The organism is Petrotoga olearia DSM 13574, assembly GCF_002895525.1.
In the GTDB taxonomy this organism is placed as follows: Bacteria; Thermotogota; Thermotogae; order Petrotogales; family Petrotogaceae; genus Petrotoga; species Petrotoga olearia.
This window is the reverse complement of record NZ_AZRL01000003.1, coordinates 33,429-46,490: the sequence shown is the minus strand read 5'-3', so window position 1 is coordinate 46,490 and position 13,062 is coordinate 33,429. Positions and strand designations below refer to the sequence as shown.

The 13,062-nt window shown below is 32.7% G+C and carries 10 protein-coding genes; all 10 read right to left on the bottom strand.

The genetic code is table 11. The features are described 5' to 3' along the window. Positions 1 to 190: 190 nt before the first annotated feature. The 10 genes from X929_RS00615 to X929_RS00570 all read right to left on the bottom strand — a co-directional run bounded on the left by X929_RS00615 (position 191) and on the right by X929_RS00570 (position 12,978). Entirely contained in the window at positions 191 to 1,360 is a 1,170-nt protein-coding gene (locus tag X929_RS00615) for a sn-glycerol-1-phosphate dehydrogenase (RefSeq protein ID WP_103066140.1), read from the bottom strand. A 9-nt stretch (positions 1,361 to 1,369) separates the two neighbouring features. Then, a complete protein-coding gene (locus X929_RS00610) occupies positions 1,370 to 2,431 on the bottom strand; it encodes a GntR family transcriptional regulator (protein ID WP_146255753.1) in 1,062 nt (353 codons plus the stop codon). An 80-nt stretch (positions 2,432 to 2,511) separates the two neighbouring features. After that, the gene (locus X929_RS00605; protein WP_103066138.1) at positions 2,512 to 4,386 is read right to left on the bottom strand and encodes a glycoside hydrolase family 127 protein; all 1,875 of its coding nucleotides are present in this window, start codon (positions 4,384 to 4,386) and stop codon (positions 2,512 to 2,514) included. 254 nt (positions 4,387 to 4,640) lie between these two features. Beyond that, complete coding sequence (locus X929_RS00600) at positions 4,641 to 5,543, bottom strand: dihydrodipicolinate synthase family protein (RefSeq protein ID WP_103066137.1); 903 nt, start codon at positions 5,541 to 5,543, stop codon at positions 4,641 to 4,643. Between the two features lie 143 nt (positions 5,544 to 5,686). After that, positions 5,687 to 7,420: a dihydroxy-acid dehydratase gene (ilvD, locus tag X929_RS00595; RefSeq protein ID WP_103066136.1), complete on the bottom strand. Its 1,734-nt coding sequence runs from the start codon at positions 7,418 to 7,420 to the stop codon at positions 5,687 to 5,689. A 164-nt stretch (positions 7,421 to 7,584) separates the two neighbouring features. After that, positions 7,585 to 9,084 carry an arabinosylfuranosidase ArfA gene (gene arfA / locus X929_RS00590; protein WP_211286703.1) on the bottom strand — a complete coding sequence of 500 codons (1,500 nt, stop codon included), beginning with the start codon at positions 9,082 to 9,084 and terminating at the stop codon, positions 7,585 to 7,587. A gap of 59 nt (positions 9,085 to 9,143) precedes the next feature. After that, complete coding sequence (locus X929_RS00585; RefSeq protein ID WP_103066135.1) at positions 9,144 to 10,124, bottom strand: ABC transporter ATP-binding protein; 981 nt, start codon at positions 10,122 to 10,124, stop codon at positions 9,144 to 9,146. Then, positions 10,111 to 11,097: an ABC transporter ATP-binding protein gene (locus X929_RS00580; RefSeq protein WP_103066134.1), complete on the bottom strand. Its 987-nt coding sequence runs from the start codon at positions 11,095 to 11,097 to the stop codon at positions 10,111 to 10,113. Before X929_RS00580 ends, X929_RS00585 begins: the two co-directional genes overlap by 14 nt. Positions 11,098 to 11,100: 3 nt before the next feature. After that, the gene (locus X929_RS00575) at positions 11,101 to 11,889 is read right to left on the bottom strand and encodes an ABC transporter permease subunit (protein WP_103066319.1); all 789 of its coding nucleotides are present in this window, start codon (positions 11,887 to 11,889) and stop codon (positions 11,101 to 11,103) included. Positions 11,890 to 11,961: 72 nt separating this feature from the next. Then, positions 11,962 to 12,978, bottom strand: coding sequence for an ABC transporter permease (locus X929_RS00570; protein ID WP_103066133.1), 1,017 nt, complete (start codon positions 12,976 to 12,978; stop codon positions 11,962 to 11,964). Positions 12,979 to 13,062 lie beyond the last annotated feature (84 nt).

The following is a 13,062-nucleotide window of genomic DNA, read 5'->3' as shown; positions in this document are numbered from 1 at the left end:
CACCAAAATTCATTCGCTTATTTATTATATCATCTTTTTGTTTTTTCTTGTGAAAAAACAAGCTAAAAGTTCCAAAAATCGAAGTTATTTTCCACTTCCGGCTGTTAATCCTCTAACCAATGTAGAAGTATTATGATTGAAAACAAAAACTCGGCTAAATAATCTTTAGCCGAGGTGTGAAAGATAAAAATTAACCATAAAATTTTTCTGTAAGAATTGTTGATATCTTTTCTAAAAGGTTAAACTCATGAGCTAATTGAAGAATAGTGTATCTATTTCTGATTTCTCTGGCATGTATAATACTATCTTGAAAGACGTCTTTTGGAATGCCTAATTCTTTTGGGCTATAGATAGAACCTACCTTTTTGTGAATTGAAATTAAGTACTCAGGATCTGGAGGTGTCAATTCTTTTGGAAGTTTATCTTTCATTAATTGATAGATCATCGAAACAACAACCGTTCCTACTCCAACAGAATTTCCATGTAAAGGGTGAGATATATTTTTTGATATTGCATTCATTTCCCAATAATGAGCTAGGTGATGTTCCGCCCCCGATGCAGGTCTAGAGTAACCTACAAATCCTATGGCTATTCCAGAGATAATTAACGCTTCCATTATTTGTCTAGTGACTTCTTCGCTTCTTTGACTTATTTTTTCTGCATTTTTCACGCAAATATCCCTTGCTTTTTCTACAAATTCAACGGTTTTTTCACAATAATATTCGTTGTTGATCAATTTAGAAAGTTTCCAATCCGTCAAAGAAGTAAACTTTCCAAGAATGTCTCCAAACCCTGCATGAATCATTTCTAAAGGTGCATTTCTTAGAACTTGTGTATCTGCCAAAATTGCTTTTGCATAAGTTGCTTCATACGTTCTTTTAAAACCTTCTACAATTAAAGGTGAAACCATTGAAGCATAGCCGTCCATTGAAGGAGCAGTTGTGAAGATTAAATACGGAATATTAAGTTTGTAACTTAAAAATCTACAAAGATCGTTTATAGTTCCAGAACCAACGCCAATTATTAACGATGTATTCTTAGGGACTTCTATCAATAATCTTCCGACGCTTTTTTCATTTGGAATCAAATGATCTTCGTTTTGAAAAATAAACTCAGTTATTTGATAATTTTCTCTTTTTAAGATTTCATTTAGTTTTTGCCCACAACTCTTATAGGTGTTTTTATCAGCCACAACAAATAAATTATCAGAGTCAATAATATCCATAAAACTATTTTTATCGTTCAAAATATTACTTTTTACAATTATTTTTTCAATATCTACTTTATGAGTCTTTCCACATTCACATTTGAAATTCAAACCAGCCATTTGTTCTATTTTAAGATTTAAAAGGTTAACCATCTTTTTTCCTCACTTTTTTTGAATAAGGCTATTTCTTTCTATGAACTCAGCTTTTTCAACAATTTTTTCTGGTTTTCCATTGTTGTTTTCCTCGATCATTTTAAGCAGCATTTGAGCTGCTTTTTCACCGAATTGCTGTTTTGGATGCCTAAAAGTAGAAATTTCAAGGGCTTGTGCAAAGTCTGCATCATCAAAACCTATTAACGAAATATCGTCTGGTATATCAAGATTCAGCTTTTTTGCAGCCATTATCACTTGCATAGCTACTAAATCGTTTGAGCAAAAAATTGCCGTGGGTATATTATTTTTTGGAAGGCTCAAAAGCGACATGATTAAATTAAAAACTTCATCGGATGTTTCTTGACCGTGAAAAGGCAATTCGTATAGCAATATTTGCTTATGTTCTTTTATTGTGTCTATAAAACCATTAGCTCTTTCATTTGCAGCCTTATGAACGGCTTTGTATATCACAGCGACCCTTTTGTGCCCTAATTTGATAAATTTCTTTGCAGCAAAAGATCCACAGTCGTAATCATTCAGAACCAACGTCCCAGCATGTTGAATATTGAGATCACTATTTATAATTACAGTTGGAATTTGTTCGCTTATTTCTTTTAGAAGAGTCACATTGGCTTGTTTAGTGGCACTTACCACTGGATCCACTATCATACCTTTTAATCCAAGATCCATCCACCTTTCTAAGGTCTCCCTTTCTACAACAGGATCGTTTTTTGCGTTACCTATAAAAGATTTACATTTAGTATTTTTTAATATTTCTTCTGCTCCCATGACTATAAAAGGAAATATGTAGTCAGTTAAAGATTGAGTTAAAATACCTATGTTTTCTTTATCTTTTTTCATAGATTTAACGTAAGTTCCACTACCTCTTCTAGTAACCAAATACCCTTCTTTTTCCAAATCATAGATAGCTTTTCTAACTGTCTGTCTACTGACGGAAAAAAATTCAGCCAATTTATTTTCAGATAGAATCCTATCTCCTTTTTTTAAATCTCCACTCTTTAATTGGTCAAGGATGTAATCTTTTATGATAGATTGTTTGGTCTTTTTCACTGCCAAAACTCCTCCGTTGTTTTTTGTTATAACTAGTATAATATATTTTATTTAAAAATTACTATAATTTTGGAAAGTTTTCACTTCCTTATCCATACAACCATTGATCCTTCTTCTCTATTTGCCCAGGCAAAATATGGAATTAGATTAACATCGATTTTCTTTTTTCCTACTTTTATTCTTCGGGCTCGTGAGTACAATCTTCCCTCCCAATTTCGTAAATCCTCAGCGTATCCTTTTGCTTTTAATTTTATCACTCTTTTCGAATTTATTTGATAATTTTCTGGTTCGATTTTTTCATTTAAATCGATTCTATAATTCCACACATCTCCTTCTTTGTTATCTGCTTTTTCAATACAATAAACCATAGGTCCTCTTTTCAAAGCTACCTTGTCTAAGTTTTCCCTCACAAATGGGTGACTTTCTACAAATTTTATGTCCATTGGTAAATTTAAAATTATTTCATGGGTAACATTCCAAGGTTTGAATATTTTCAAAAAGCCTTTCTCTAAGTGCTTGTTTAATTTTTCTCCATCCACAGTTACATCAGCAACATTCGCCCATGAAGGAATTCTTAAAAATAAAGTAAATGGTTCAATAATTTCTGTAGAAAGTATTATCTTTATTTTCCCATTCCAAGGATAATCTGTTTCTTGTGTAATTTTGACTTCTTTTCCTTTGTAATTAATATTTGCTTGACTGTTTTCGTAGAAGTTTATGTATATTCCTTCATCAGAAGTTGCATAAATATAACCTGGAAAAGATGTTAATGTTCTTGCTATATTTGGAGGACAACATGCACATTCATACCAAGGTTGTCTTCTCTTTTCTCCTCTATCTTCTAAAGGATTCACATAGAAATAATTTTTGCCATCTATGGATATTCCTGAAAGTAAACCGTTGTACAAAACTAGCTCCATTAGATCTGCATATTTAGCATCACCTGTAGCTAAGAACATTCTATAATTCCACATATACGAGGCTATTGCAGCACATGTTTCTGTATATGCTCTTCTATTAGGCAATTCATAATCTTCGCCAAAAGATTCACCTTCATATCGAGAGCCGGCTCCTCCCGTAATGTACATCTTTTTTGTTACCAAGTTATCCCAAAGTTTTTCTAAGGTAGAGAAAATTTCTTTATCTCCTGTTTCCAAGTAAATATCCGTTGCACCGGTGCAGAGGTACAACATCCTAACTGCATGACCCGTCATTTCTTCTAATTCTTTAAAAGGTTTGTGATCAATGTAATATTCTGGGTTGAAAAAGCGATAAGTACTCGCATACCCATTCCCTCTTTCTTCTAAAAAATATTTCGCAAGGTTTAAATATTTTTGGTTCTTTGTTTCACGATACAACTCAACAAGAGCCATTTCTATTTCGGGATGCCCTGGTGCACCACGTTTTTTATCTAGGCCGAAGGTGTCTACAATTAAATCTGCAAATTTAACAGCTACTTCAAATAGTGTATCCTCACTTGTAACCCTTTTATGAGCTATCGCTGCTTGAATCAAATGCCCGACACAATAAAGTTCATGTTTTGTTGCGAGGTCTGTCCATCTCTCTTTTTTTCTTTCAAACATAAAATAAGTGTTCAAATAGCCATCATCTTCTTGAGCGCTTTTTACTTCTTTGATTGTGTTATCGATCTTTTCTTTTAAATCGTCGTCGTTGGTGAACAACCAAGCATAAGAAGCAGCTTCAAGCCATTTATACACATCTGAATCATTAAAAACTAATCCTTTAAAAGAACCTTCTTTTTTACCCGAAGTTATTCTAAAGTTATCTATTCTACCGGTACTTTCTAATAATTCATACTGCGAAGGAATGGTAACATTCAACATTGTTTCCAAATAATCGTTAATGAACCCCTTTATTTTTACTGAACTTATGGAACAAGGCGTTAATTTATTCTTTGATGAATCTGTAAAATTTATTATCTTTGTGTTACCCATATTTTCACCTCATTAAAACAAGATACTCGTTGAATTTAATATGAAATACAATAAGAAAAATTGGTTCTCTTGAGAAAATAGTGGTTAATTAAACTTGTGTTAAACTAAGTTTATCAACGACAATAAAGAAAGTAAATCCTCTTGTTCTTATCGGTCTTCCTTCATTGTATATTGCGTTAAACTGGAGTTGTGAAATAAGAACTCTCTTTACTGCTAGTAATTGGAATAAATTTCAAACCAGAAAAGAGAAATTTTTATTTTATTTTATTAAACTTTTCTAAGACTGCATCTAAAATATCTTTACTTTTATTAATAATATTTTTATCTATTTGATTAAATGGAAAAATTGCTGTTGGATTTAATTCTACCCCTCTGTATACCATAAGCAATTTGAATAAATAGGAAAAATTACTATCCATATTATATAAAGGCATTAATTCTTGAATTAATGATTGATAATTAATAGATTTGTCAAAATCCCCTTCATTGGCTGCTTTCACTAATTCACTCCATATCTCTGGCACGATGTTACTTAATGCGGAAATACATCCTTTTCCACCCGCAGCAATATTGTATAAGAATTGATCATCAAAACCAGAAAAAACATCGAAATTATCTTCTCTTGTTTCTAATATGCACAAATTAGTATGAACTGGTTCTGACACTGAATCTTTAAGGCCTATAATATTAGAGTTGTTATTTACTAATTTTTTTATTGTTTTGTGGTTTATAGAATATCCTGTTCTAGCTGGGAAGTTATAAAGATATACACTTCCATTTACAGATTTAGCAAGTTTATCATAATATATAAATATCTTTTCTTGATCTAAATTATAATAATAAGGACCAATAACAACAGCTCCTTTATAATTCAGATTCTTCACGTCATTTGATAATGTTACAGTTTCATCAAAACTCATACTTCCTGTTCCGGCATAAAGATCTATTCTTCCATCTACATATTCAGAATAAAATTTAAAAAACTCTTTTTTTTCTTGATAGCTTAATCTTGTAAATTCCCCAGCAGAGCCAAGAACCAATATACCATTTACACCACTCTCTATTAAAAAATCGATAATTCTTTCGTTTGCTTTGTAGTCTATTTCTTCATTATTGTTAAAAGCTGTAACTACAGGGGTAATTATCTCATAATTCATTTAATTTATACCTCCAAACATTCAATTTAAACTTTAAAATATTATACAGGTTTACATTAAAATGCACTTCTAGCTCTTCTCCAAAATCATAACTAAAACTTTAAGTGTATAGATTGCTTTGTAAAATTTCATTATTGATTTTATCACTCCATATATGCGCCCTTCATAGCTGAAGTAGCTCTCTCTGTATATTTTTTAAAAATTCCCCTTCTACTTGAATAATCAGGCTTTACCCAATATTCTTTTCTCTTTTCTAATATCTTTTGAATGTCCTTTTCTTCCATTTCTTGTCCATCAGTGCCAATGATATTTAATTTTCTATTATTAATATCTAATTCAATTAAATCGTTATCTTCAACAAAAGCAATTGGTCCACCTACCATTGCTTCCGGAGATACGTGCCCTACACACGGCCCTTTTGTCGCACCAGAAAATCTTCCATCAGTTATTAGTACTGTTGAGGATCTTAGTTTTGGATCATTCATAATGGCTTCAGTTGTCATAAACATTTCAGGCATTCCTGAACCTCTAGGTCCTTCATATCTGATAAAAAGAACGTCTCCAGCATCAACTGCTTTCTCCACTACAGCTTTATTACAATCTTCCTCACTGTTAAATACTCTAGCTTTTCCTACATGATACATCATGTCGTCTGAAACTGCCGAATATTTTATGACTGCACCTTCAGGAGCAATGTTTCCTTTTAATACAGCTACTGAACCGTACTCTTCACATTTATTTATAGGTGTAATGATTTCTTCTTTTTTCAGATTATAATTAAATAAATATCCTAAATTTCTATCGTAAAAACCAGACTCTTTAATATCTTTTAAGTTTTCACCCAATGTTTTTCCAGTCACTGTCAAAACATCCAGATTTAAATATTCCTTAAGTTCTTCTTGGACAGCTGGAATTCCCCCTGCAAACCATAAGGTTTCTGTTGGATACTTTCCGCTTGGAGCTATATTACACAAATGTGGTATAAATTTATTAATCTCATCAAATTCCTCCACTTCTAATTCCCAACCTAACTCGTGTGCAATGGCTGGAAGATGAATCATAGCATTCGTTGAACCTCCAATTGCCGCATGTACAATAATAGCATTTCTAAAAGCCTCAGGAGTTAAAATATCTCTTGCGGTAATGCCTTTCTCCATAAGTTCTATAATTTTTCTACCTGCTTGTCTTGATGTATGTAATATATCTATCATGGTAGAAGGAGATAAAGCCGTACGTGGTAAAGCTAAGCCTAATGCTTCTGCCATACATTGCATAGTGCTTGCAGTCCCCATAAATTGGCACGCACCACAAGAAGGGCATCCTGTCTTTTTATATTGCATGACCTCAAAATCATCAATTAATCCTTGTTTTTCTTTTAAGCTTATTTCTCCGGCCCTACCTGAAGTTGTCATATATGGACCTGGTCTCATTGATCCACCTGGAACAAAAATAGTTGGATAATCCAACCTAGCTGCTGCTATTAGATGAGCTGGAATAGGTTTGTCACAAGATGAAATTAAAATCATACCATCAAATGGATTTACATTACCATGTATCTCCACAATATCAGCAATTACTTCTCTGGATGCAAGTATATAGTTCATGCCATTGTGACCTTGAGCCCATCCATCACATATATCGGTGACATGGAAATCATATGGTCTGCCACCCTTCTCTATTATCCCTTGATTTACTTGATCTGTTAATTTATTAAGATGGGTACTCCCAGGATGAGATTCGCCAAATGTATCTTCAACTAAAATATATGGCTTCTCTAGATCATATTCATCCCACCCTATACCCATACGTAAAGCATCACTTTGGGCCCATATTTTTCTTACTTTTCTTGCCTTTTGCTTTTCGTAATATGTGGCCATGAACTTCCTCCTTATTTCTCGATTTTCAAAGAGTATTTTGGATAATTATCCAGCGTTTTAGTTCCTTTTCTTCTTGCCTTAGCTTACTTTACCATCGTTAATCGTTGCTTTTGCCTATTTCTGAAGTGGGTATTCACCATTGTGCAAGGAGGTCATTAATTCATTTACTTCTTTAATCTAATAACGTTCCAAGAAAGTGGTGATAATTCAGCTTTTACTTTTCCTCCTTCATTTCTGGCGTTTCCATTGTTGTGAGGTTTAACGTTGTCTGGATTATCTTCTGTATTTACAGCTTTAAGATCATTGTTTTCTAAAATTATGTGCTCTATCACAGAATAATTTTCAAATCCTTTTAATTCACAATCAAACTCCATCTTATCTTGTGCCCTATTTACTGCAAATATCGTTAATTCGCTTTTCTCTTCGTTAAAAACAGGAACAGCATCAACAAATGGAACACCTTTAAAATCTTTAGTGTCATATGTTTCAGCTGAAATGACTGGTTGTAAAACAGTGCCTCTTCCAAAGTTAGAGGCATGCATGAATGGATAGAATATCGTTTGCCTCCATGCACCTCCACCTTTTCTTGTCATAATAGGGGCAATTACATTTACCAACTGTGCTAAACAAGCTATCTTAACCCTATCAGCATGTTTTAGGAGCGTAATTAGCATTAAACCTACCAACAAGGCATCTTCAAAAGTGTATACATCTTCCAGTAATGGTGGAGCAATTTGCCAGGGTTCAACTTTCTCATCTTCTTTTCTTGAATGAAACCAGACGTTCCATTCATCAAATGATATATAAATTGTTTTGTTAGTTTTCTTACGACCTTTTACATAATCACATGCAGCTACAGCTGATTCTATATATGAATCCATATTAATAGACTTTGCTAAGAAGTTTTCTATGTTATTTTCATAATTGTCGTAGTAGGCATGCAAAGAAATAAAATCAACATAATCGTAAGTATGCTCGAGTACAGTTGCTTCCCATTCACCAAAAGTTGGAATGTGCCATCCTGAGCTTCCAGAAGCAACCAAACTCAAATTTGGATCAACTAATTTCATCACTTTAGCGGTTTCTTCTGCCAGTCTGGCGTATTCTAATGCCGTTTTGTGTCCAATTTGCCATGGCCCATCCATTTCATTCCCTAAACACCATACTTTTATGTTGTGTGGATCATTGTAACCATGTTGTTTTCTTAAATCACTGTAATAACTTCCTTCAGGGGAGTTGCAATACTCAACAAAATTTCTAGCTTCATCTATTCCTCTGGTACCTAAATTAATTGACATCATAGGTTCTGTATTAACTAACTTGCACCATTCTATAAACTCGTTGGTACCAAATTCGTTTGGTTCTAAGGAGCGCCAGGCTAATTCAAGTTTTTTAGGTCTTTTCTCTTTTGGACCTACACCATCCTCCCAGTTGTATCCTGAAACGAAGTTTCCTCCTGGATACCTAACAATAGAAACGTTTAATTCTTTGACCAAATCTATTACATCTTTTCTGAACCCTTTTTCATCTGCTTTAGGATGACTAGGCTCATATATACCTGTATAAACAGCTCTACCAAGATGTTCTATAAAAGAACCAAAAAGTCTGTTATCTACCTTATCAATCACAAAGTTTTTGTCTATATGCATTTTTGCTTTTTTCATTTTAAATACCTCCGTTTTCAATGATTTTTATGCTTTTGAATTTAATTAGATAAATCAAATTATTTGAAGTTTTCATATAAAAAACATTTTACTTTTCTGCTTTTAATTGAATAATATCCAGGTTCTTTTTCTTTACAAATATCTGTAGCCTTCGGACATCTATTAACAAATTTACATCCTCTTTGTTGATACTCTGAGATGACAGTCATTCTTTGCTCTTCTGATTCTTCTAAGGTGATTTTTTTCTTGTCAGGATCGGGTTCGAGTACCGCTTCTTTCAAAAACTGAGTATAAGGATGTAAGGGCTTATCTAAAATTTCTTTTGCATTCCCTATTTCTACCAAATTACCTCTTAACATAACTCCCATCCTATCACTTATATAATACGCCGTAGATAAATCATGAGTAATGTACAAAACACTTAAATTATGTTTTTCTTTTAGTTCTTTAAATAAATTGACTATAGAAATTCGTAAAGATGCATCTAGCATAGAAACCGGCTCATCAGCTACTAAAAGTAACGGATGAACAACTAAGGCTCTAGCTACTGCAATTCTTTGAAGTTGTCCACCGGAAAATTCATGTGGATATTTTCCTTTAACTGTTTTATAATCTAAGCCAACATTTTTTAAAGATTCATTTATAAGAGATTCTATTGCAGGCCTTTCCTTTGCTATATTAAAATTTTTGATCGTTTCATAAATAAAAAGATCTGTCTTTTTCATAGGATCAAATGAATCAAAAGGATCTTGAAATATTGGTTGGATATATTTCATAAACTCGGTAATTTCAAAGTTAGCTATATTTTTGCTATTTAAATAAATCTTTCCAAACTCCGGATAAATTATTTGAAGAAGAATATTTGCTAAAGTGCTTTTTCCGCTTCCACTTTCTCCCACTAATCCGAAAATCTCAGGAGGGTCTAAAGATATTTCTAAAGTAACGTCATCAACAGCTTTAAATTCTTCTTTAGTTAGGAGTATTCTTTGAGAAAAAATTTTTGTGACGTTTTGAATTGAAAGTTCTTTATTTTCTTTCATTTCTTTCACCCCTATCAATCAAATGACAAGAGATTTGATGTCCTGACGAAATTTCATTCATCTTCGGTGTTACTTTTTTACACAATTCAAAAGAATATGGGCAACGTGGATGAAATCGGCACCCTGAAGGTGGTGAAGTTAAGTCAGGAGGGCTTCCTGGTATTCCTCTTAATCCTCTTTTGTCTCCTATTTTTGGTAAAGAATCAATTAAAAGTTTGGTATAAGGATGTAAAGAATGTTTGAAAATATCCTGTGTTTTACCAATTTCAACAATATTTCCCGCGTACATAATAGCGATTTTCGTACAAAAATTCGCCATTACAGACATATCATGAGCTACTACTATAATAGTATTTTCACTTTCTTTTTGTATCTTTAATAGTAAGCGTAATACATCTAATTGCACACCTACATCCAGTGCAGAAGTAGGTTCATCTGCAATTATCAAATCAGGGTGAAATAAAGAAGCAGCTCCTATAATAACTCTTTGTTTCATTCCGCCAGATAATTGGTGAGGATAATATTCTAAAATATTTAAGGGTAGTCCAAGATGTTCTAGATGGGTACTTAATAATTTTTGATAATTTTTAAAACTCAAATCTTGTTTGTGAGCGGTCCACAAATTTTCAAAAAATTTCTTAATTTTTCTTACTGGGTTTAGTACGTTCATCGAAGCTTGGGGAATATAAGAAATTTTCTTCCACCAAAAAAGAGGAATATTATCAGTAGTTATATTTGCATTAGAATTTAAATTTTTGAAGTTATAAATAACCGACCCATTTTCCAAATAAAGCGGAGGTTCAATAGCACCATAGATTGTTTTCACCAACGTTGATTTTCCACAACCAGATTCACCTGCAATACCAATAATTTCATTATCTTCAACGGAAAGAGAGACATTTTCCACCGCTCTAGTTTTTTGGGTATTATGTATGTAATAAGCATTAATATTATTAATTTCTAACAATGTCATTTATTAATTTCCTCCTTGAACACGCATTCTTGGGTCTACATATTCGTTCATACTTATTGTTATAAGATACAAAGAAGTAAAAAGTACGATGGCTCCTATTATTGGTATAGCCAACCACCACCAAATACCAAGTATTAATGCCTGATGTTGATTTGCCCAATAAATCGTAGTACCAATAGTTGGAGTTTGAAGACTAGTTAACCCCAAAACAGATAAAGTTACTTCTAAACCTAGGGACCATATCATATTATTAATAAAAGTTGAAAAGAAAACAGGAGTCAAATGGGGAAAATATATCTTGAAAATAATATTAAGAGTCTTCATTCCAGAAAATTTTGCAGTATAAGTTAACTTTCTTTCTCTTAGACTTAATATTTGAGATCTGAACAATCTTGCATCCCAAGGCCATCCAAAAAGTCCTAAGACCACTGCTAATAAAAAGAACGGAAGTCTTCGAAAGACCATTGCAATTAATATCATAACAAGCAAAATAGGAAGAGTAATAAAACTGTCATTAATAATCATAAGGATATTATCAGTTTTTCCTCCTCTGTAACCAGAAACTGTTCCAAAAAGCAAAGCTATTATCCTTGAAATAGAAGCAGTTATTAAACCAAAAATTATGGAGTTACGAAAAGCATACGAGGTCATCCAGAAAAGATCTTGACCTTTAGAATTGGTACCAAAAATATAATCTCTGCTTGGTGGACGATTAACAGGAGCATAATACGTTGAAAAAGGATCTATCGGGCTAAAAAAAGAAAGCAAAGAGAAAAAAATTATGATAATCATTAAGATGAAACCAATTTTAAATCTTATGTCATTTTTTATTAAATTCACTAAATTCACAATTTCACCACCTTTTTATTTGACATATGTTATTCTAGGATCAATTAAAGGATATAATAGATCAACTATCAAGGTGCCCAAAGCGACAGCAACTATAGAAAAAATTGTAACTCCCATAATTAAATTGTAGTCTGATCTTAAAATTGCTTGATAAGCTAAGAATCCAATACCTGGGTAATTGAAAACAATTTCAACTATTAGCGTTCCGCTAAAAAGCATTCCTAATTGAAGAGCTAATCCGGTTATTTGAGGTAACATGGCATTTCTCAAAATATAATTTCTAAATATTTCTTTTTTATTGATAGCGGCAAATTTTGCATAAACTACATAATCTTCCTTAATAATATGGGAAACTAATGTTCTCATGCCTTGGAACCATCCTCCTATTCCTAGAATCAAAAGGGAAAGCGCTGGTAAAAAAGCGTGTTTAATTACAATAACGAAAAAACCCCAACTCAATTCTGGGATTGTACCAGGGGGGTATGCTCCACCTGAGGGAAAAATTGGTAAAATATAAGAAAAGAAAATTAAAAGGATTAAAGCTAGTATATAATGAGGAAAAGGTCTGAACCCATTAATTATAACTTCGATGCTTCTAGCCCACTTTTTATTGCGGTTACAGCCAACCACACCACCTATCCAGTTTCCAATCAGCCAAGATAAAATAGTTGTTGTACCTAAAAGTCCTATTGTCCAAGGTAACGCATTAAATATCAAATCAGTTACTGGTGTCGGGAAATAGGCAAAAGAAGGTCCCAGATCACCTTTTAAAAAGTTTCTCCAAAAATTAAAGTATTGTTGTAAAATATTTCCTTCTAATCCATAAGAGATTTCTAAACTTTTTCTTAAATGCTCCACAGCCTGAGGATCAGTGTACTGACCTTGACTCATAGCACGCCCAATAGCTTGTTCTACTGGACCAGTATCAGTAGATAGTCTAGGAAGTATAAAGATAAAAGATGTACTAATAAAAACAAGGATTAAAAATTGTAAAAGTCTTCTAACAATATAAGCGGCTAAATTTTTTTTCATTATTTATCCTCCTAAAACATATAAGTCTTTTCAAGGATAGCCTGCCTAAGAAAATCTTAGGCAGGCAAAAGTACTAAATTAATT